Source organism: Romboutsia sp. LXY-2 (assembly GCF_056171995.1).
Window position 1 is genome coordinate 1 of record NZ_JBKFGI010000012.1, and the last position, 21,335, is coordinate 21,335.

21 protein-coding genes are annotated in these 21,335 nt (G+C 30.4%); 2 read left to right on the top strand and 19 right to left on the bottom strand.

Going from position 1 to position 21,335, the window contains the following annotated elements; all coding sequences use genetic code 11:
- Positions 1-479: 479 nt before the first annotated feature.
- From ACI48P_RS17100 to ACI48P_RS17115, 4 genes are all read right to left on the bottom strand, one after another.
- Positions 480-737: a hypothetical protein gene (locus ACI48P_RS17100; protein ID WP_475217977.1), complete on the bottom strand. Its 258-nt coding sequence runs from the start codon at positions 735-737 to the stop codon at positions 480-482.
- A 489-nt stretch (positions 738-1,226) separates the two neighbouring features.
- Complete coding sequence (locus ACI48P_RS17105) at positions 1,227-2,072, bottom strand: DegV family protein (protein WP_475217979.1); 846 nt, start codon at positions 2,070-2,072, stop codon at positions 1,227-1,229.
- A 249-nt stretch (positions 2,073-2,321) separates the two neighbouring features.
- A complete protein-coding gene (locus ACI48P_RS17110; RefSeq protein ID WP_475217981.1) occupies positions 2,322-3,692 on the bottom strand; it encodes a hypothetical protein in 1,371 nt (456 codons plus the stop codon).
- 361 nt (positions 3,693-4,053) lie between these two features.
- Positions 4,054-5,316 (bottom strand): serine hydroxymethyltransferase, encoded by a 1,263-nt coding sequence (locus tag ACI48P_RS17115; RefSeq protein ID WP_475217983.1) that lies wholly within the window; start codon positions 5,314-5,316, stop codon positions 4,054-4,056.
- 365 nt (positions 5,317-5,681) lie between these two features.
- On the opposite strand from ACI48P_RS17115, the gene ACI48P_RS17120 reads away from it, so the two are divergent.
- Both ACI48P_RS17120 and ACI48P_RS17125 read left to right on the top strand, forming a co-directional pair.
- On the top strand, positions 5,682-6,458 hold the full coding sequence (locus ACI48P_RS17120; RefSeq protein ID WP_475217985.1) for a threonine/serine exporter family protein: 777 nt from the start codon (positions 5,682-5,684) through the stop codon (positions 6,456-6,458).
- Positions 6,458-6,913 carry a threonine/serine exporter family protein gene (locus ACI48P_RS17125; RefSeq protein WP_475217986.1) on the top strand — a complete coding sequence of 152 codons (456 nt, stop codon included), beginning with the start codon at positions 6,458-6,460 and terminating at the stop codon, positions 6,911-6,913. The genes ACI48P_RS17120 and ACI48P_RS17125 overlap by 1 nt, the downstream gene beginning before the upstream one ends.
- Positions 6,914-7,177: 264 nt before the next feature.
- Here ACI48P_RS17125 and ACI48P_RS17130 read toward each other — a convergent pair whose 3' ends face one another.
- The 15 genes from ACI48P_RS17130 to ACI48P_RS17200 form a co-directional block, all read right to left on the bottom strand.
- On the bottom strand, positions 7,178-7,675 hold the full coding sequence (locus tag ACI48P_RS17130; RefSeq protein ID WP_475217988.1) for a hypothetical protein: 498 nt from the start codon (positions 7,673-7,675) through the stop codon (positions 7,178-7,180).
- 104 nt (positions 7,676-7,779) lie between these two features.
- Positions 7,780-9,027, bottom strand: a complete 1,248-nt coding sequence (locus ACI48P_RS17135; protein WP_475217989.1) for a sensor histidine kinase — start codon at positions 9,025-9,027, stop codon at positions 7,780-7,782.
- A complete protein-coding gene (locus ACI48P_RS17140) occupies positions 9,017-9,688 on the bottom strand; it encodes a response regulator transcription factor (RefSeq protein WP_475217991.1) in 672 nt (223 codons plus the stop codon). The genes ACI48P_RS17135 and ACI48P_RS17140 overlap by 11 nt, the downstream gene beginning before the upstream one ends.
- 494 nt (positions 9,689-10,182) lie before the next feature.
- Positions 10,183-11,031: a MurR/RpiR family transcriptional regulator gene (locus tag ACI48P_RS17145; protein ID WP_475217993.1), complete on the bottom strand. Its 849-nt coding sequence runs from the start codon at positions 11,029-11,031 to the stop codon at positions 10,183-10,185.
- Positions 11,032-11,047: 16 nt separating this feature from the next.
- Positions 11,048-11,938: an ROK family protein gene (locus tag ACI48P_RS17150; protein WP_475217995.1), complete on the bottom strand. Its 891-nt coding sequence runs from the start codon at positions 11,936-11,938 to the stop codon at positions 11,048-11,050.
- Positions 11,939-11,956: 18 nt separating this feature from the next.
- Positions 11,957-12,760, bottom strand: coding sequence for a sialate O-acetylesterase (locus ACI48P_RS17155; protein ID WP_475217996.1), 804 nt, complete (start codon positions 12,758-12,760; stop codon positions 11,957-11,959).
- A gap of 266 nt (positions 12,761-13,026) precedes the next feature.
- Entirely contained in the window at positions 13,027-13,479 is a 453-nt protein-coding gene (locus tag ACI48P_RS17160; protein WP_475217997.1) for a NanQ anomerase/TabA/YiaL family protein, read from the bottom strand.
- A 13-nt stretch (positions 13,480-13,492) separates the two neighbouring features.
- Positions 13,493-15,001: a sodium:solute symporter family protein gene (locus tag ACI48P_RS17165; protein ID WP_475217999.1), complete on the bottom strand. Its 1,509-nt coding sequence runs from the start codon at positions 14,999-15,001 to the stop codon at positions 13,493-13,495.
- A 181-nt stretch (positions 15,002-15,182) separates the two neighbouring features.
- Positions 15,183-16,052: an N-acetylneuraminate lyase gene (locus ACI48P_RS17170; RefSeq protein ID WP_475218001.1), complete on the bottom strand. Its 870-nt coding sequence runs from the start codon at positions 16,050-16,052 to the stop codon at positions 15,183-15,185.
- Positions 16,053-16,193: 141 nt separating this feature from the next.
- Positions 16,194-16,862, bottom strand: coding sequence for an N-acetylmannosamine-6-phosphate 2-epimerase (locus tag ACI48P_RS17175; RefSeq protein ID WP_475218002.1), 669 nt, complete (start codon positions 16,860-16,862; stop codon positions 16,194-16,196).
- 516 nt (positions 16,863-17,378) lie between these two features.
- On the bottom strand, positions 17,379-18,128 hold the full coding sequence (gene nagB, locus ACI48P_RS17180) for a glucosamine-6-phosphate deaminase (protein ID WP_475218003.1): 750 nt from the start codon (positions 18,126-18,128) through the stop codon (positions 17,379-17,381).
- 122 nt (positions 18,129-18,250) lie between these two features.
- Positions 18,251-19,381: an N-acetylglucosamine-6-phosphate deacetylase gene (nagA, locus tag ACI48P_RS17185; protein ID WP_475218005.1), complete on the bottom strand. Its 1,131-nt coding sequence runs from the start codon at positions 19,379-19,381 to the stop codon at positions 18,251-18,253.
- A 12-nt stretch (positions 19,382-19,393) separates the two neighbouring features.
- Positions 19,394-20,128 (bottom strand): GntR family transcriptional regulator, encoded by a 735-nt coding sequence (locus tag ACI48P_RS17190; RefSeq protein WP_475218007.1) that lies wholly within the window; start codon positions 20,126-20,128, stop codon positions 19,394-19,396.
- Between the two features lie 388 nt (positions 20,129-20,516).
- A complete protein-coding gene (locus ACI48P_RS17195; RefSeq protein ID WP_475218009.1) occupies positions 20,517-20,960 on the bottom strand; it encodes a SoxR reducing system RseC family protein in 444 nt (147 codons plus the stop codon).
- A gap of 12 nt (positions 20,961-20,972) precedes the next feature.
- A complete protein-coding gene (locus tag ACI48P_RS17200; protein WP_475218011.1) occupies positions 20,973-21,263 on the bottom strand; it encodes a metal-sensitive transcriptional regulator in 291 nt (96 codons plus the stop codon).
- Positions 21,264-21,335 lie beyond the last annotated feature (72 nt).

Here is a 21,335-nt window from a genome sequence, read left to right on the forward strand (position 1 = left end):
CGCTCACGTCCCGTTGCTGAAATAAAAGTTTAACGGGCTCAGATACTGTTATATATCTGGCTTTGTTTGGTTGTTTCAAATTCTATAAATTAACCTACTGTTTAATTTTCAAAGTTCATTTTTTGTTTTTGCTGTGCTCTTTGGCACATGTATAATCTTAACACCTATATTTTATCCGGTCAACACTTTTTTAAACATTTTTTTCTTGTTTTATTATATTTTTATATATAAACATACTTTTTCCAACACAATAATTTCCATACATCCATTTGAATTTCAACATTTTTCTTTTTATATTTCTTATTTATTTTTTTTGCTATGTTTTAATACATTGTTAATTTTAGAAACAATTTTAATAATAAAAAGGTAGGGGGTATATCTAATTGATATAACTCCTACCTTTTGTTCGTATTATATTAAAAGTGTAAATATTTATATTCTCAATTTTAATAATTGTGTATTTCGGTCATGAATCTAACTTATCCTTTTATTTTTGCATATATAAATCTAGGTAGATCCCAATAAATTCCCTTTATTAAGATATATAATATTTTAAATACAAACTTTACTGGATAATATATTGGAGCTAACAGTACTTTCCCTATAGAACCCGCATCTCTCATTATAGTTTTGTTATATTCGTTAATATTTGCATATTCTTTTGTATAGCTTCTATTTTTTTCAAACCTTGTTACTACAATACTTCCATCATTTCTTTTGTGTGTATAAGTTTTCATTTTTGCTCTCCTGTGTCAGTAATATTTATTTATAAATTTCAAAAGTAACAAAGATTCACAATTTATAAGAATTGCATATTTATTATTATAAAATTCTTTTTACCAATTTATTATCAGTGCATATCTCTGTTATTTTTAACTTAAAATCCTTTATTTTAATATAAGAATATGTCACATTACATTGTATAATAAAAATTCTTAGCTTTAATAGAATCTATATCAGTAGAAAACCTCTACAATCATTTAATCTATACATCTAGTCAAACTATATACCTACTATTAATCTACGTGCATGCTATCAAAGTTTATTATAACCTTATTTATTTCTCCCCTTTATGAGGAAATAAATCAAAAAATTTTTTGGGGTGATTTAGCGAAGGTGTGGATATAATAGTTCCAATGTCATTTGCAGGCACGCCCTTAGCCTGCATGACATAGAACTATTATATCCACACCGGAGCGCCAATCACTCGCAAAAATTTTCAGCACTTAAGCATCATATACTCCAACACCTATTGTTCCAGGGCCGGCGTGTGAGCCGATTGTTGGTCCAACTTCAATCTCAACAATCTCTCTCGGATTAAACTCTTTTTGTATAGCTTCCCTTAATTTAACCACATCAACTTTATTATCTCCATCCGCAATAGCAAATCTCTTATTAGATAAATCGTCCCCACAATTTTCTTTTATCATTTCAATAATCTTTGCTATTACATGTTTCTTACCTCTTACTTGAGCTACATTATCTAAAGCTCCATCTTTTATATGAATCAAAGGTTTTATACTTAATACACTTCCAACTACAGCCTTAGTAGTTGAAATCCTTCCACCTTTTCTTAAATATTCCAAAGTATCTACTGCAAATACTACATATAAACTTTCTCTCATCACTTCTAATTGTTTTATAATATCTTCTATCGAACTTCCCTCTTCTAACATTTCACAAGCTTTTATAACTTGAGCCCCACATCCATAACATAAATTTAAACTATCAAATAAAGTAATATCTCCTTCTATCTCATTTTTAGCCATCAAAGCAGATTGGTATGTACCTGTAGCTTTTGATGATCCTGAGATATAAAGTATACTTTTGCCTTCTCCAATATATTTTTCAAAGGTCTCCTTAAATTGAATATAAGTTGCTTGAGATGTTTTTGGCATTTCTTTAGAGCTTCTTAACTTCTTATAAAATTCTCCAGTAGTTATATCTACCCCATCTTTATAATCTACTTCATCTAATCTTATAGTTAAAGGAACTATTCCTATATCATATTTTTCAATTAATTCTTTTGGTATATCTGATAAACTGTCACTTATTACTTTTATATTGCTCATTACTCAAACCTCCTCATGGATTTAATTGTATCAAATCCTCCATCTTATGTTAAGCAAGTTTATCAGTCTTAAGTAAATTAATCAAGTGCGTACTTTTGCATTATATTTTTTAGAAAAATACTATTTGTGCAAATTATATTAAAGCCATATGTAAAAAGAGCCACTTATACTTCTGCTATAACAAAAGTAATAAAGTAGCTCTTAATAATCTCTCAATAATATATATTAAATACTAATTACTAACATAAATTAAATAATAAACATTGCTACTATTGTGGTAACTACCAACCCTGTAATAACTGGAATTGCATTTCTTTTTCCTAATTCTATAGGGTTTACTCCACATATAGCTGCTGCTGCAATAAGTGACCATGGTACTAAACACCCTCCACCTACCCATATTGCTGCAATTTGGCCAAGAGCACCTAATGCACCTACATTTGCTCCTACTGCACTTCCAAATACAGCCGCTAAAGAACCTGCAAGTGACATACCTGAAAAACCAGATCCATCAAGACCTGTAATTGCTCCAACTACTGTTTCTATACTAGCTGCAGCGAATTTATTAAAAGGAACTGCATTTGATAAGGCCAAGCCTATATCAGATAATAAGCCTTGTGAGCCCTGTTGTAAAACTTCACCAAACACTTTTGTTATTGCCATATCTCCTAAATAGAAAAATGCTGCTATTGGTATAATTACCGCAAATACTTTTATTGCAAATGTAAATCCTTCTATAATGTGCTCTGCAACCTTATCTAAAGTTGTTTTAGGATTTTCCATAGTATTAATTATCATAAGTAATGCTATAGCTGTTCCTCCTAATAGTGCTGATGCCTCTCCACCTCTAAGATCAAACTTGTACATAGCTACTATGTCTAGTGCAAATGCTATTGCTACCAAAAAAACTGATATCTTAGCTGTTTTACTTACTTCCTTAACTTCGTAATCTCTTGTAGTTGCTAACTCCTCAGCAAACATACCTTTTTTTAAATCTCTCTTTAGCATATAAAATGCTGTACTTATTGTTACTATCCCCATTACAAAATACAAAATCATACCTTCATGCATAACATCTGCTATAGGTATTCCAGCTGCACCTGCAGTTATTGCTGGAGCTCCTTGTATAATAAAATCTGTTGATAAAGCTAAACCATGACCAAATAAGTTCATAGCTACTGCTAAACCCATAGCCGGAAGACCTGCCTGAAGAGCTATTGGTAAAAATACAGCTCCTACTAATGCAGATGCTGGTGATGGCCAGAAAAACGAAGACATAATAAACATTGCTAAACCAGCTACAAAAAATGCTGTAGTTGAGTTTTTAATATATCTTGCAAATGGCCTAACCATAAAGTCAATTGCATGATTTTCTTCTAGTGCTTTGCATAAGGCTACCATTATTCCTATTATTAATATTACTGGTCCAAGTTCATTTAATGATACTATCAGTGAATCAAATATGCCCCCTAGTGCTCCTGATAAACTCTTTGTGTAATATAGTCCTAATAAAAATATTCCTATTACACATGGTATTACACTTTCTTTTTTCATAATCATAGTTATTAAAATTAAAACCATGAAAATAATATAAATGTAGTGCGCTCCTGTCAGTACCATATGCATCTACCCCTTTAAAATAAGATAATAACATTATATGAGGGACAGGATATATGGTTACTTAAAAAACTATCCCTATGTTTGTTTTGTGGGTAAACGCCGCTTTGGTGAGGTAGTTAGTTTCTACTCCATGCAGTCCAAAATCGGGACTGCAAATGTCGTTGGAAACTAACTATCTCACCTTCGCTGGTTTTTCCGCAAAAGACATAAGGATAGTTTTGTCATTAACATATGTGGGTTTGAGAATTTTAAAACCTTTTTGAGTACTTAAAACATTTTGGCTCAAACCTTTTTAGTTCAAATTTACTTCAAACTTAGTTCAATATTTTTGTTTAACTTCTTTAAATCAAATTTCTTTAATTTATATAGTTACTAATTCTTCATCCATTAGGTTGTATTCTTGATATAATGGATATTTTTCAGTAAGACTTGTTACTAGTTCTCTTGCTTTTTCTTCGTTGTTGTGTGTTAAGCATAGATCTATAGCTTCTGCTATTACTTTCATGTCTTCTTCTTTCATACCTCTTGTTGTTACTGCTGGAGTTCCTATTCTTATTCCACTTGTTATTAGTGCTCCGTTTGGATCAAATGGTATTGTGTTTTTGTTTGCTGTTAGATATGCTTCATCTAGTCTTTTTTCTGCTTCTTTTCCTGTTACGTTTTTATTTGTTAAGTCTAGTAATATTAGGTGGTTGTCGCTTCCTCCACTTACTAGTTTAAAATCTCTATTTAATAACTCTTCTGCTAATGCTTTGCTATTTTTTACTACTTGTTGTTGATATTCTTTAAATTCTTCACTTAAAGCTTCTTTAAAACAAACTGCTTTAGATGCTATTATGTGCTCTAATGGTCCACCTTGTGTTCCAGGGAATATTGCTTTGTCTATTTTAGCTGCATATTCTTTTTTACATAAGATTATTCCTCCACGAGGCCCTCTTAATGTTTTGTGAGTAGTACTTGTTACAAAGTCTGCTACTTCACATGGATTTTGATGAAGTCCTGCAGCAACTAAACCTGCTATATGTGCCATATCTACCATTAATAAAGCACCTACTTCATCTGCTATTTCTCTAAACTTTCTAAAATCTATTTCTCTTGGATATGCACTTGCTCCTGCTACTATTAGCTTAGGCTTTACTTCGTGTGCAATTTTTCTTACATTATCATAATCTATTAATCCATCATCTTTAGTTACTCCATATTCATGGAAATCAAAGTATTGACCTGATATATTTACTGGAGAACCATGTGTTAAGTGACCACCTTGAGATAAATTCATCCCCATTACGGTGTCCCCTGGCTTTATCATTGCAAAATATACACCCATGTTAGCATTAGCACCTGAGTGAGGTTGAACATTTGCGTGTTCTGCATTAAATATTTTCTTAACTCTTTCTATTGCTAATGTTTCTATTTCGTCTATGTACTCACAACCACCATAGTATCTTCTTCCTGAATATCCTTCTGCATATTTGTTAGTCAAGTGACTTCCCATAGTCTCCATGACTGGTACTGAAACAATATTTTCTGATGCTATTAACTCAATATTCCTTTGTTGTCTTTTTAATTCTCTTTGCATACTGATGTAAATTTCTGGGTCAGCTTTTTTTAAATTTTCAAACATAGCAATCCCCTTTCAATAATAAAAGTTTAATATTTAGGCAAACTAAGGTATAAGAATTTAATAACTTGAAAAATACAAGCATATTAAATATTTTTAAATAGCTTGCTTAATATTTAAAGTATCCAACTTGTACCTTACTATTATATTTGACCAATAATCGGTAAATTCCTGTTTATATAATAAATATTTTATATTTATATTATGTTTCTATACATATATAATATTTGGTGCAAGCTTTATAATAATATTTATTTATAATTATAGAAAATATTTATTTATATCTTTGTAAAATTTATCATATATACGCAACATACATAGTAAATTTTTGGTATAATCGTTATATTAATTTTAATTGGAGGTGCTCTATGGATCAGGAATATAAAAAAGATATTCTAAGACTTGCTTTATTCATCGGTGAGCTTATGCTTACAAACGGTGCCGAAACTTATAGGGTAGAAGATAGCGTTCTCAGAATCTGTCGTTCTAGGGGATTTAAGCATATAAATGTTTTTACGTCACCAACTGTAATAATAATTTCAGACGAAAGATTTGACGGTTTATCTTTTATGAAGACCATCAAATGTAGGTCAATAAACTTAAATAAAATTTCTTTACTTAATAATTTCTCTAGAGAATTTGTTAATAATGAAGAAATGTCTATAAAAGAGGCTATGATAGAGCTTAAAGAATTGTCAAATGTTAAGCCTTATACTAAAAAAGTTGTATACTTAAGTACTGCACTTGGTTCTGCCACATTTGCATGCTTACTTGGTGGAACTCAAATAATTAACTTTATTTTTACTTTCTTCACAACTATATGTGCTGTAATAGTCTTTGATAAAATAATGAAACTTAGTTCAACCCCTGCTTTTTCAACATTGGTTGCATCATTCTTTATTGCAATTGCTGGAGTTTTACTTACTGAAATAGGAATACTTCAAACACCTAAGATGCTAATTGTAGGTTCTATTATGCCGCTACTTCCAGGGGTATCCTTTATCAAAGGTATAAGAGATTTAATTTCCGGAGACTTGTTGTCTGGTGTTGCACGTGCCTTTGATGCCGGTCTTACTGCTATTACAATTGCTGCTGGTGTTGGATTTGTACTTGATGTTTGGTTTAGAGTGGGAGGTGTTTTCTAATGAGTGATATGCCTATTTTTATGCACTTTATACTTGCTACGATAACTACTGTAGGGTTTTCTGTATTTTTAAATGTACCAGTTAATGCATTAATTCCTTCAGGTTTAACAGGTGGAATCGGTTGGGCTATTTATGTATATATATTCTCATTTTCTGCTAACTCTATTGTTGCTAACTTTGTTGCCGCAGCTGTAGTTTCAATGATTAGTGAGATTTTAGCTAGAAGATTGAAGCATCCTGCTATATTATTTGTAATTCCTGGCATTATACCTTTAGTTCCAGGGCTTGGTATGTATAATACTATGTTATATATGGTTCAAAAGGATTTTGAGCTTGGAATATCTACTGGTGTAGATACAATGTTTGTTGGAGTTGCCATTTCATTAGGGGTACTTGTAATGACATCTCTATCAAGAACTTTTAGTTTAATAAAAATAAGAAATGCAGCAAAATAAGATGTATTATTAAAATAAGATGGGTTTCCTTAAAATTTATTAGGGATTAGATCCGTTCCGGGATTGATATATGATTTCGTCTCCATGCAGTCCAAGAGCGTGCCTGCAAATGTCGAGTGAAATCATATATCAACCCCTACGCTAGTTTAATCTCTAATGTTTATTTTAAGTGTGACCCATCTTTTTTTGGTTGGTGTAAAGCGATTAAGAGCTTTTAGCACTTTTAGTTAATTTTTTTTATAATTTATCACAGACTTTATATATCTATTGTTGCTCCTTGATGTTATTCATGTTCTTTTCTACTGCTTCTTTAAGTTTTTGACCTTGCTCTGCAGTTATTATTTTTTGTTCTACCATTTCATCTATTTTAGTACATGTTTCATTGTACATTCTTTTTTGTCTTTCTTCTCTATTCTTTACATGGTAATCTTGTATGTTTTTCACGTCATCTTCACTTAGAACTCCATTTTGTTGTAGTTCTTCTACACTTTTCATGAAGATTCCACCTCTACCTTGTCTTCCTTCACCTTTATGTTGTCCTTGACCTTTACCTTGACCATTTTTTTGTCCTTGTTTATTTTGAGCACCTATTCCAGTACCATCTTTAGGACCTGTTCCATCTTGTGGACATTCTATTGCTGTTGTTTCTTTTGTGTCTGTTACTACTGTAGATGAATCATCTGCGCTTACTACTCCTAAACTTCCCATTCCTATTGCTGCTACTAAAGCTATTGTACTCATTAACTTTCCTTTTAATTTCATAATTTACCTCCTAATAATTATAATCCCTTGATTTTTTAACAAGGATTTCTCCTGTTAAACATATAATCGTATTTTTACCTTAAATAAACCTTAAATGCTTATAATTATTTTTTAGGAATTATTATATTAAATTTTGAGCCTTCTTTAAATTTAGAGCTAACGTATATTTCTCCATTTATGTTAGATAATATAGTCTTTGCTATAGCTAATCCTACACCTGATCCATCAATATTTTGTTCTCTTACATTACCACTTCTATAAAACCTATTGAATATAAATGCTAAGTCCTCTTCTTTTATACCTATTCCACTGTCTTTTATTTCTATATTAATATTTTGGTTTTCTTCTTTTATATCTATTTCTATAATATCTTTTTCTTTGGTGTATTTTATTGCATTATCTAAAAGTATTATAATTACTTGCTTTATTTTTTCTTTGTCATTATAAATAGCATTATTTTTAAGCTTATTATTATAAATAAGTTCCTTACCTTGTAACTCACAAATATCCTTATAGGAAATCAAAATCTCTTCTAAAAGAACCCCCAGATTGAACTGTTCATTATTAATTTGAACTATTGCATCTTCCTTTGTAAGTCTCAACAAATCAGATACCAGCTTTCTAAGTCTTCTTACTTCCTTCATTGCTATAGTTATATTTGTCATCTCTTCTTCTACACTATGGCTAGGCTTTTTCATAATGCCTTCCAGTTTTGATGAGATTATAGTTAAAGGAGTTCTAAGTTCATGAGATGCATCTTGTACAAATTGTATTTGATTTTTCCAAGATGCTTCAACAGGCTCCATGGACTTTTTAGTAATAAATTGACTTACAAAATATGTTGTTATCAAAGCCATTAACACAGATATAATAAGTACCTCTTTTAACTGGCTTAACATTACTAATTCTGTATCTATCACTTTAATTATTTCTACAACGTATTCTTCTTCTGTTATTTTGTATTCTCTAAAATTATATCCATCATAGCTATAAGAAGATATTCCTTCTTCAACTTTAGGCATATAATCATAAGGTCTTATATAATCTAACATATCATTACGATAGGATTTTATTACTTCACCATTCTGCCATACATACATTATGAACCCTTTATCCATAGACTTATGTCTGTTTTTACCACCAAGTCCACCCATACCATTACTATTTCCACTATTTCCACTTCTTAAATGTTCGTACTGATAAGATAAACTATCATCAATATTTTTATATGTCAAATCGCTAAAGTACATATAAATAAACACTGAAAATACTAAAAAAAGAACGCCTACTACTACAGTATTAAATACAATTAGTTTATTTTTTGTTTTAGATAATATATTTTTATTTATCATCAAAAGTATACCCTATCCCTCTTTTAGTTTTTATGTACTTATTATAACCATAACCTGAAAGCTTCTTCCTAAGATTACTAATGTGTACCTCCACTATCTCAAGAGGAATATCAGAATCAATTCCCCAAATCCTATCATAAATTTGTTCCTTCATTAAGACCAAATCCTTATTGATTAAAAAATACTCTAAAATATTAAACTCCTTATTAACAAGCTCAATCTTTTCATCGTTAATAAATACCTCTCTAGTATCAAGGTTTAATTTCAAATCCTTGAACGTAATCAAATTTTCCTCTGAAATAGATCCATTAGTCCTAAGAATAGCATAAATCCTAGCTACAAGTTCCTCCATATAAAAAGGTTTAGTAATATAATCATTAGCCCCCAAAGAAAATGCTCCAACCTTATCGTCTAAAGCTTCCTTAGCAGTAAGCATAATAACAGGAGTCTTAATATGACGCCCTCTAATATTTTTTAAAACCTCAACACCACTAATATCCGGCAACATAATATCAAGTATAATAACATCATAAATACTTTTCTCTATATTAAAAATAGCCTCCTCACCATTTCCACAAACACTAACCTGAAAATGCTCAGAAAGCCCCTCCTCAATAGTCTTAGCCAAAACCACATTATCCTCAACAACAAGAACCCTCATAAAAACACCTCCTTATAAAAAATTCGCTTCGCTCATATCGCCAACGTCTGCTCGGCAAGCTCACATCCCGTTGCTCAAGTTGAAAAGCGGTGGGGATTATAACTTATCCACAAACCAGATAAGTTATAATCCCTTAGTATATAAAATAGTTTATCCTAATACCTTAATTTTACCTTAAATACCAATAACTTTATCATTCATATTTTATATATCACCATAACAATTTATTTTATCCTCCGCATTCCCTTACCCTAAAACAAAAATTCTACGAATCAAAAAAATTAATCATCATATCAGCTCATTTAGCTATACTCTTCTTTATCCCCTTGAAATAAAAAAAGTTGCTAGCGGGTAAAAAAATTTAGGACTGGGCTAGCGAAGTGAATGAATGCTATGTTCCCCCGACATTTGCAGACCCGCCCTTGGTCTGCATGGAGGAGAACATAGCTTCATTCCCGGAGCGACGTCTAGTCCTAAATTTTACCCGCCAACAACTACTTTGTCTCAAACAACTTTATCGCGTTGGTTGTTTTTACTTTTCTTTCAATAGATTCATTAAACTTCTCTTTAACCACCTGAGTATAAACCAAATCAATAATAAAGAACTGAGCAACCTTAGAAGAAATAGATCCAGATTCTAAAATAGTCTCACCAGATACATATCCCAAACTAACATCAGCCATCTCAGCTAAACTAGATTCCACATTTTCAGTTATAGTAATAACCTTAACATCATTCTCCTTAGCCACCTGAACAGTCTTTATAATTTCCTTAGTCTCTCCAGTATGAGAAATAGCCACAATCAAATCATCTTTTTCCATTATAGAAGCCATCATTATCATGTTATGACTGCTATCAAAACTTGTAGTATTAAGCCCTATACGCATAAACTTATAATTAGAGTCTTGTGCAATTATTCCTGAATAACCTATACCAATAAAGTATATTCTTCTTGCATTCATTATCATATCTGCACATCTTCTAACATCTTCATCATTTATTAAGTCCACAGTATTTTTTAATATATTAATATTACTATTTAAAAGCTTTCTTGCTGTTTCTGTAGCTGACTCGTTATTTTCAATATTACTATTTATAATATTGTTTGTGTTGCTTAATGAAACCTCTTGTGCCAATGTAACCTTAAAATCTTGAAGACTTGAGAATCCCATTTTTCTAGCAAATCTAGTAATAGTAGCTTCTCCAATATTACTTTCCTTTGCTATTTGAGAAATAGGCTTATAAGCAATATCCTTTAGATTTTTCTTTATATATTCAATAAGCACTTTATCTGATTTTGTAGCCTTAAAATCAGGTATTTCTAATTTTCCTAAAATACTCATAATATAACCTTCTTACTTAATTATTTTTTTGCAGATAATTAAATAAAGCACCTAACATACCTGCATCATTTTGTCTTTTCGCAAATTCTACCCTCGTATTTTTATATACACTTTCTATTAATGTATTTTTAAGTTCTTCTTCTATTCTAGGTTTTAAAAATTCCTCTTGCGCCATTATTCCTCCACCAAGAATAACAACCTCTGGATTTACAACATAACAAACATTTGCAATACCTATTGATAATGATTTTATCATATTATCAATTTCTGTTAAACAATCTATATCATTGTTTTTAGCTAAATCAAATATAATTTTACCATTAATCTCATTTTCAGACTTGCCTTTTCTTTTTGCAACTCTCTTAACTAAACTAGTAGTAGAAGCTAAGTCTTGGAAGCTTTCTCCATTTACATGTAAGTAACCTATTTCTCCCGCACTGTTACCAAAACCTGGCAATAACTTATTATCAATTATTACACATCCACCAATTCCAGTACCTATAGTCATACACACAGATGAACTAGCTCCTTTACCTGCTCCCAGCCACATTTCACCTAAACCAGCACAGTTTACATCATTCTCTACTTCACATCTTATGTTAAATTCTTTTTCTACTTCCTTTTTTATTTCCATACCTATGTATCCAGGTATTAAATGTTCTAGTGAAAATATAATCTTCCCTTCTACAGGGTCAACCATACCAGCAGTAGATATACAAACACCACTTGCCTTATATTTTTCTAAATAATTTCTTGTAATTAGTTTTATCTTTTCTAATATCCCAGAGCCACCTTTTTCTAGAGCTTCAGTATCCATACTAGATTTTTCTATTATCTCTCCATTTTCCTTAGCAACAGAATATTTTATTGAAGTTCCGCCTACATCTATACAAATAAAATTTCTCATATTATTTATCCTCTCCCCCTATGCATATATTTCTTGCATTTTAATTAATTCATTAACATAATTTCTTTCTTTATCTAAATTTACAGTATCTTCTAATTGTAAGTCTTTTCCTGTAGTATGATATTTATATATATTATTACATAAATCCTTACCTAATATATTAAGACCTTCTTGAGAATAATGAACATCATCTATAGTAAGTTTTTCATCATGGAAAGTCATAGCCCTCTTACTTCCTAAGGATAAAACTTCACACTCATTACAAGCAATCTCTTGAGCTGAAGCTATTCTCCTAGTTCTAACAAAATACTCATCTTCACCTAACCAGTATCCTGTCATACTTACAAACATCTTATCTATATTACATTCTTCTTTAAGTCTATAAGCAATAGATTTTAAATTTTCCTTATAATATATAACATCGCTTCCGTACTTTGCATCACTTTCACCTTGAATCCAAATCACATACTTATTTCCTATTTCGTACTTCTTTTCTATCTCCAGACATCCATTATTAAATTTATCTATAGCATCATCTAAAAACTTATTAGCATCATGATTCCAATTTTTTATTCTAGAACCATCCTTAGCCTCATGAATAAAACAAACCTTATTACCACTAAGCTCATTCCACCCATTAGCAAAACTAGGAGCAATAGTACCATCACCCTCAGAAGTCTCAAGGACAGTCCTCATATTAATAATCTCTCCACTACTTAAATACTCAAAACAATTCTCATTAGGAATAACACTCTCAGCCACATTTCCAACACCTCTAGCATTACTCTGACCAATTAATAAAAACACATCCATCTTATCCATACTAATCACCCTCACATATAGTCAATTATTTCCGTATACTAAACACCTAAATTTATTAATTTCTTATTTTTTGTTCTTTTGTTTTCCACTCCTGGATACGCAAATAGCTGTCTCAATATATAGTATTTTGCGGTTCACCTAAGCGATGGACAGAATATATAAGTTTCCCTGACATTTGCAGGCACGCTCTTTAGCCTGCATGGAAGAAAACTTATATATTCTGACCGAGCGGTTACCACTAAAATACCATATCGAGACAGCTTTTATTATCTTACTATTACTTTGAAAATTGCTTTCTTTATTTCCTCTTTATCATTAACTTTTATAGCAGTCATATGAGCATCCTCAGGATAACAAACTAAGAAATCACCTTTTCTTAACTCAACATATCCATTAGCTTCTCCATCAAGAGGAAGGAAATCACCTTCTTCTTCATATTCTTTTTGCTCTAAATTTTCTATAAAGTTAACATCTATTCTTTCACACCCATCTAACATAAGATGAACATCTATATATTTTCTATGAGCTTCCCAGAATCTATCTTCTTTTTCACAAGTCTCATATCCAACTATATTTACAAATATATCTTGTCCATCTATTTCATAACTTCCTTTTTCAAGATCCATTAAAGAATTTTCTTTAGCATATTCTAAGCATTTTAATATATCTTTATCAAGGTTAGAATATGTTTTTTCATGCTTTATATTTCCAAATATCATTCTAAAACTCCCCCTATACGTTAGTTGTTTCAAAGTGAACTGTTGATTCTGGATTTATGTTATTTTTCTTACCAGCTACTTTTAACTCTATTGTACTTACTATTTGTCCAACTGTTACTGAAGTAACTATTGTTATTAGTGAGTAAGCCCAAGATGTAACTTGTGGCATTTTATATTTTAAGAATACAACTAGTGCAGCTGATACAAAGAATCCACAGTAAGCTCCTAACTTAGTAGCTCTCTTACTGAATGCTCCAAGTACGAATATACCTGCAAGAACTCCTAAAACTAATCCCATGAAGCTGTTAAACCATTCGTAAGCTGATTTTATTTCTCCGTTAGCTAATACTATAGAAACTCCTATAGCAACTATACCAACACCTAATGATATATATTGAGCTATTTTTGTTTGCTTTTCAAAACTTAAATCCTTAGTTATAAAGTTTTGTATATCTAATGTCCAGCTTGTTGCAACTGAGTTAAGTCCAGTTGATAAAGTTGATTGAGATGCTGCATATATTGCTGCTAGTAATAATCCTGATATACCTACTGGTAATTCATATGCTATATATGAAGCAAATATTTGGTCTTGTTGTACAGTTTGAGCAAGCTCTGGATTTTGTCCGTAGAATACGAATAAACAAGTTCCTATTAAGTAGAATACTGTTGCTAATCCTATTGATAAAACTCCGTTTCCGTAAGTCATCTTCTTTAATTGTTTCATGTCTGTTGTAGTAGTAAATCTTTGTACTATATCTTGACTTGATACATAAGATGAGAATGTATTAAGTCCAGCCCCAACTACTATTATAAATACGCTTGACTTTAATATATTTGAATCAAATATTACCTCATTTGAAGCTAAGAACTTTCCACCTTCTGTAAGGCTACTCATTACTTCTCCAAATCCACCATTTATCTTAGTTAATAAGAAGAATAATGTTCCAGTAACTCCTACTATTAATACTACCCCTTGTATAAAATCTGTCCATAATACTGATTTTAAACCACCTGTATAAGAGTAAATTATTGCTATTACACCCATTACTACTATTAATACATTTACTGATATTCCTGTTAAATTTGCTAATACTACTGACGGTAAGTACATTATTATAGACATACGTCCTATTTGATATACGATAAACATTAAAGCTCCAAGTATTCTAAGGCCCTTACTATCATATCTTATTTGTAAATATTCATATGCTGTATCTAATTTTAATCTACTATATAAAGGTAAGAAGAATCTTATTGTTAAAGGTATTGCTATAAACATACCAAGTTGTGCAAACCATAAAACCCAAGTTCCACCATATGAGTTACCAGCTAATGATAAGAATGATATCGGACTTAAAAGTGTAGCAAATATTGAAACTGAAGTAACCCACCATGGTATAGTTCCATCACCTTTGAAGAACTCTTTACCTTTCATTTCTTTTTTAGAGAACATTAATCCTGCAACTAATACTGCTAATAAATAAACTACTAAGACTGCAAAGTCAATCATCGTAAATCCCATTTATGCTCCTCCTAAAATGCCTAAAAAAACGTTTGTCAAAACATTTCTCTAAGATGCTAATTTTTTTAATTTAAAACCCCAAATATTATTTCCTTAAAATTCACTTATGCAATCTCTATTTTTAAGAGATTGCATAAGTATTATTAGTTCTTAGTATAAACTATGCTAATACTGTTTCTACTTACTTAAAGTATTTTTCATTCATTTCTTTAGCTTTAACTCTCATTTCTTCTGTAGCTTCTTTCATTGGTTTTCTGCAGTATCCTGCTTCTACACCTTGCTCTTCAAGTATTAACTTGATTGATTGATATAATCCGTTGTTTAATATATCAGTTATTAAATCATTTGTTATATGTTGTACTTCTCTAGCTTCTTCTATTTTATTTGCTTTTGCTAATTCAAATATTTGCTTAGCTCTTACACCGTTTACGTTGAATGTTGAACCTATAGCTCCATCTACTCCTAAAACAGTAGCTGGTAACATCATTTCATCAAATCCTGCGTATATTAACTTATCTGGGAATCTCTTTCTCATTCTTTCTAATAAGTAGAAGTCTGCAGCTGTAAACTTAACACCTATTATCTTTTCATTTTCGAATAACTCAGCAAATTGATCTAAACTCATATTTACACCTGTTAAGAATGGTATAGAGTATATTATCATCTTGTTATCTGCTGCATTTATTATTGTTTCATAGTAATGCTTTATTTCAGCGAAATCAAACTTGTAGTAGAATGGTGTTACTGCACTTAATGCATCGTATCCTAAATCTGTTGCAAACTTAGCTAACTCGCAAGCTTCTTTTAAATTAACTGATCCAACTTGAGCTATTAACTTTATTTCATCTTTAGCTTCATCTTTAGCTATTTCAAAAATTCTTTTCTTTTCGTCAGTTGATAGCATGAAGTTTTCTCCTGTACTTCCACCAACGTATAATCCATCTACTTTATTTACATCTATATTATGTCTTACTATTTGTCTTAATCCTTTTTCGTTTATGTTACCTTCCTTATCAAATGATACTAATAATGCTGAGTAAATTCCTTTCATTTTCGCGTCCCCCTACATAAGTAATTTTTTGATTAAATATTTATTAAAATTCGCTTGTTTTAAGCAATTTATGTTATCAATCTTTATCATTGCTAACGCTTGCCCGATAGTAAAAAAAATATTTTTATTTAAGCGAATGATTTACATATTTGCTACTTTTGCAAATTTTTCTGTTATAAGTTGTGGTCTTGTTATCGCTGACCCAACTACTGCTGAGTGTACACCTAATTTTAACACATCTTCTAAATCCTGAGGTGTATTAATCTTTCCTTCTGCTATTACTGGTATTTCAAGATTTTTTACTAGCCTTTCAGTTAATTCAAAATCTGGACCATCATAACATTCAGTATACGGAGTATATCCTGCTAATGTTGTTGAGATACAATCTGCGCCATATTCACAAGCGACTACAGCCTCTTCATAGTTCGATATATCTGCCATAACTAGTACATTATTTTCTTTTATATACTTTATTATTTCTTCTAAGCTCTCACCATTTGGTCTTGTTCTCTTTGTAGCATCTAGTGCTATCATTTCACAACCAGTAGTTAAAAGTTCATCTACTTCTTTTTTAGTTGGTGTAATATATATATCTGAATCATCATAATTTCTTTTGATTATTCCTATTACTGGTAAGTTTGTAACCTTTTTAATTTCAATAATATCATCTACCCCTTGAGCTCTAATAGCTGTAGCCCCACCTTCTTTAGCAGCTTTTGCCATTCTGCCCATTATGAAAGAGCTGTGTAGCGGTTCATCCTCAAGTGCTTGGCAAGATACTATTAGTTTTCCTTTTACTATATCTAGCATGTATTTCCCCCGCCTTTTACTTTTCTTCTTTATTATTTCTTAAATATTATATTTATTACTTTTGTCATTTCATTTTTGAAATTTGTTTTCTTTTTGCTATATTTGTATATTATCATGAAATCAATTTCCTTGCAATATATTTTCAAAATTTTTTTTTATTTTTTTATTTAATTTCATTTTCAACCTTTAAATTAGGTTTTATCAGTTCAAAATCCACACATAAGGAAACTTTATTTCATTTTTATGATATAAATTTTCATTTTGTCTTTTATTTTAATTTTTATCTTTTATAACTTCATTTTCCAAAAATACAAAATTTCAATTTAATTTCACTTTTCCAATCTCTAATCTTCTTTTATCTATAAATCATCACACTATATAGTCTCTTATTATGCATATATCAGATCCACTTATATATAAGTGCTTATCTTCTATATAAAAAAATAACACCTTAAATTAAGGTGTTATTTCTTTATAGGTTGGTTATCTATTTTATTTTACTGATTTTGTACATTCTTAAACTGCTTTACATTCTCCATTTTTTAGCTTGCTAGCTGCAGCTTCATCTATTATTAATACTACATCGCTGTGGAATTGTAATATTGAACCTGGTACTTCTGGTGTAACTTCTCCACAAACTGTTTTGTATATAGCATCTGCTTTACCTTCCCCAGAAGCTAATAATAATATTTTCTTAGATTTCATTATTGATCCTATTCCCATTGTTAAAGCTTTTTTAGGTACTTCTTCTGCACTTGCAAAGTATCTAGAGTTTGCTTCTATTGTACTTTCCTTTAAGTCTACTAAGTTAGTTCCTGCTTCGAAGTTTGAAGATGGCTCATTAAATCCTATATGAGCATTGTGTCCTATACCTAATACTTGTATATCTATACCTCCAGCTTGAGCTATTCTCTTATCGTAGTTAGCACATTCTTCTTCTACATTTGTAGCCATTCCGTTTGGTAAGTTTACATTTTCTCTTTTTATATTTACATGATCAAATAAGTGTTGTCTCATGAAGTAATCATAACTTTGATCATTTTCTTTTGGTAATTGATAGTATTCATCTAAGTTAAAGCTTGATACTTGAGAGAAATCAACTAAGTTTCTATCATACATATCTCTTAATTCTTTGTACATTCCTTCTGGAGTACTTCCAGTAGCTAATCCTAATATTGAATTAGGCTTTAAGTTTATTTGTCCAGCTATCATTTGAGCAGCTTTTTGGCTCATTTCTTCGTAGTTTTTGCATATTATTATTCTCATTTTTACGACCCCCGTCATTATTTTTTGTAATATTTTTAAAAACAATTAGTTTCTATTCTTCCTATTAAACTCTTTTACTCTTTTTTTATTTAAGTAATTGCTTATTTTATTTAATTACTTAATTACTTTTTATAAATTATATTTCCATTATTTATTGTCATGTAGCAGTTTAAGCTTTCATCAAATATAGCTATGTCAGCATCTTTTCCTATTTCTATACTTCCCTTTTTATCATCAATTTTTAATGATTTTGCAGGATTTAAAGATGCAAGTTTAATAGCTTTATTTATATCTAAGTTTGTGCTGTTCATAAAGTTAAATACCATCTTGTTCATTGGCATTACACTTCCTGCTAAGTTGCCACTTTCAAGTCTTGCTTGGTTATCCTTAACTATAACCTTTTGTCCTCCAAGTGAGTATTCACCATCTTCTAATCCTCCAGCTTCTATAGAATCTGTAACTAGAATTATTTTATCTTCGCCTTTGTTGTCTAAGATAAATTGGAATAAGCCTTTTGTAATATGTATTTCGTCAGCTATTATCTCACAAAATGCATTACTTGTTAAAGCTGCTCCTACAACACCTGGATCTCTATGATTTAATCCTGTCATACCATTAAAAGTATGAGTTATATTTTGAGCTCCCATGTTTATAGCATCTATTGCTTCTTCAAATTTAGCCTTACTATGACCTATTGAAAGAGCTATATCAGTATTAGCTTTTACTTTTTTAGTAAACTCTAAGTTTTTATCTTTTTCTGGAGCGTAAGTTATTACTTTTATTACGTCCTTATATTTTTCTATAAAATCATAGCTTGGTTCTATTATGAACTTTCCATTTTGAGCACCTTTGTAGCTTTCGTTTATAAAAGGTCCTTCTAAATGAGCTCCTAGAACTTCTGCTCCATCTAACTCTTTATTCATTAAGCTTTCTATTACATCTAAAGCCTTGTATATCTCTTCTTCTCCCATTGTCATAGTAGTAGGTAAGAAAGATGTTACTCCATGTCTTTTAATAGACTCAGCTATTGTTGTTACAGCTTCTTCTGTACCATCCATAGTATCTTTTCCCATGTTACCATGTATGTGTATATCTATTAAGCCAGGACAAACAAATCTACCTTCTGCATCTATTACTTCACAATCCGTAGGTAGTGTATCAGTAATATCTACTATTTTCTTATCAAATACTAATATTTTATTTTCAATTATTTGATTTTCTAGTAGTATCTTTCCATTTATTATGCATTTCATATTTATCCCCTCCTATTGCTTTAGTATTAACTCATATTGATACTTGTCGCATCTAAATATGGATATAGTAAACTCTATAGGTTGACCTTCAGTGTCGTATGAATTTCTCTGAAGTTTAAGAGCTAAAGTACCTTCCTCTGCATCTAAGATTTTACAATCATCTTCAGATAACATTATTGGCTCAAAACTTTGCTCTGCCTTTTCTATAGTGTAATTATAATTTTCTCTTAGCATTCTATACAAAGAGTTATTATCTAACATTCTTTTGGTAAAACCTTTGCACATATCTTCTGAAAGATACACAGTCTCTATACCAAAGGGTTCACCATCTATATATCTAATTCTTATTACTTTATAAACATTTGTTTCATCATTATTAATATGCAATTTTCTTTTTATTAACTCACTAGGTATCTCCATTTCGAAAGAAAGTATATCTGTTCTTATGTTGAAACCTTTTGCCTTCATAACATCAGTAAATCCTTTTACACTAGAAAATTGGTATTTTTGTTTATTCTTAGCTACAAAAGTTCCTTTTCCTTGTACTCTATAAAGAAGTCCTTCTGATACTAATCCCATTATGGCTTTATTAACAGTCATACGACTTACATCTTGCTGAGAACAAAGCTCTCTTTCTGGTATTATTGAATCTCCTTCTTTTAACTCTCCACTTTCAATCATTTTCCTAAGTATTGAGCTAAGTTGAGTGTGTAAAGGTATGCTACTATCCTTATTTACTTTTTCCATTTATTCACCATACCTTTATTATTTTTTGGTATATACCAATTATAATATAGGTATATACCAATTTCAAGTATTTTGTTACTATTATTTTTCAGTTTTATAAATTTATTATTATTATTTGTAGATTTCTATATTTCTATATACTTTATAGATTTCTATACAATTCTTATAGGTTACATGGGTATTATTTATCATATAACCCTTAAATATATGTTTTTCCAACAAAAAAGACATGAATCTAATAGTAAATTCATGTCTTTATAACTCTATTCTTTTATATATTATGTTCTTAATATAATAACCTTTTATATTGGTATACTTATTGATCTGTATGTCTTTATTTAACAGGCATATACCAATTGTATAACTGACTATTTTTAATCTATACCATTTATAAAATTATTTCTTTCCCTATTACTTTTGTTACTATTGGTATATACTCCTTACTGTCTCTAAACTTTTTATCATTTTTCTTTAACATAAAGAATGTTATTAATGTTAATGATATACCAACTGCACCACTTATTGCTTCAATGTTTGCACCTATCCCCATAGCATCTAATGCATAATATGTTCCTATTGTTCCTACAAGAAGTGCCACTAAAGGTACAAGATATGCTATTGCTGTAGCCTTTAGTACATTTACAGTTTCCATATTTACTTCTACATGATCTCCAATTTTTGCCCCAATAGAGTTATCTACTTCCACTATAATATCTTTCTTTTCAGAACTAGTCACACACTTACCACACGATGCACAAGCCGAGTGGCGTTGCATTTTTAATTTTGCTGTTTTTTCATCAACTATCTCAATAATATATCCCTGTTGATTCACAAAAGCTCCCCCTTATTTAGTAAATTTATTTATAATGTCCATCATCTCATTGATAGTACTTTCTACATCTTCATCATCATTTCTTATACTATTTGATACACAACCTTTTACATGATTTTCTAAAATAATAGTACCTACTTTATTTATGGCAGATCTTATAGCAGATATTTGAACTAATATATCTACACAGTAACGATCTTCATCTACCATCTTTTGTATTCCTTTAACTTGCCCTTCTATACGCTTTAATCTTTTTTGAAGAGCATCTTTATTATTAGTTTCTGCTAGCTTTTTTTCTTCCATATCGCACCTCATACTAAGTTCTATATGTCCATTATAACCTATTTTGTATATTTCTTAAACTATCGTTAATAA

Coding starts and splice junctions, on each gene's coding strand:
- ACI48P_RS17100 (WP_475217977.1), bottom strand. CDS start 737: ATGAAAACTTATACACACAAAAGAAATGATGGAAGTATTGTAGTAACA.
- ACI48P_RS17105 (WP_475217979.1), bottom strand. CDS start 2,072: ATGAGCAATATAAAAGTAATAAGTGACAGTTTATCAGATATACCAAAA.
- ACI48P_RS17110 (WP_475217981.1), bottom strand. CDS start 3,692: ATGGTACTGACAGGAGCGCACTACATTTATATTATTTTCATGGTTTTA.
- ACI48P_RS17115 (WP_475217983.1), bottom strand. CDS start 5,316: ATGTTTGAAAATTTAAAAAAAGCTGACCCAGAAATTTACATCAGTATG.
- ACI48P_RS17120 (WP_475217985.1), top strand. CDS start 5,682: ATGGATCAGGAATATAAAAAAGATATTCTAAGACTTGCTTTATTCATC.
- ACI48P_RS17125 (WP_475217986.1), top strand. CDS start 6,458: ATGAGTGATATGCCTATTTTTATGCACTTTATACTTGCTACGATAACT.
- ACI48P_RS17130 (WP_475217988.1), bottom strand. CDS start 7,675: ATGAAATTAAAAGGAAAGTTAATGAGTACAATAGCTTTAGTAGCAGCA.
- ACI48P_RS17135 (WP_475217989.1), bottom strand. CDS start 9,027: ATGATAAATAAAAATATATTATCTAAAACAAAAAATAAACTAATTGTA.
- ACI48P_RS17140 (WP_475217991.1), bottom strand. CDS start 9,688: ATGAGGGTTCTTGTTGTTGAGGATAATGTGGTTTTGGCTAAGACTATT.
- ACI48P_RS17145 (WP_475217993.1), bottom strand. CDS start 11,031: ATGAGTATTTTAGGAAAATTAGAAATACCTGATTTTAAGGCTACAAAA.
- ACI48P_RS17150 (WP_475217995.1), bottom strand. CDS start 11,938: ATGAGAAATTTTATTTGTATAGATGTAGGCGGAACTTCAATAAAATAT.
- ACI48P_RS17155 (WP_475217996.1), bottom strand. CDS start 12,760: ATGGATAAGATGGATGTGTTTTTATTAATTGGTCAGAGTAATGCTAGA.
- ACI48P_RS17160 (WP_475217997.1), bottom strand. CDS start 13,479: ATGATATTTGGAAATATAAAGCATGAAAAAACATATTCTAACCTTGAT.
- ACI48P_RS17165 (WP_475217999.1), bottom strand. CDS start 15,001: ATGGGATTTACGATGATTGACTTTGCAGTCTTAGTAGTTTATTTATTA.
- ACI48P_RS17170 (WP_475218001.1), bottom strand. CDS start 16,052: ATGAAAGGAATTTACTCAGCATTATTAGTATCATTTGATAAGGAAGGT.
- ACI48P_RS17175 (WP_475218002.1), bottom strand. CDS start 16,862: ATGCTAGATATAGTAAAAGGAAAACTAATAGTATCTTGCCAAGCACTT.
- nagB (WP_475218003.1), bottom strand. CDS start 18,128: ATGAGAATAATAATATGCAAAAACTACGAAGAAATGAGCCAAAAAGCT.
- nagA (WP_475218005.1), bottom strand. CDS start 19,381: ATGAAATGCATAATAAATGGAAAGATACTACTAGAAAATCAAATAATT.
- ACI48P_RS17190 (WP_475218007.1), bottom strand. CDS start 20,128: ATGGAAAAAGTAAATAAGGATAGTAGCATACCTTTACACACTCAACTT.
- ACI48P_RS17200 (WP_475218011.1), bottom strand. CDS start 21,263: ATGGAAGAAAAAAAGCTAGCAGAAACTAATAATAAAGATGCTCTTCAA.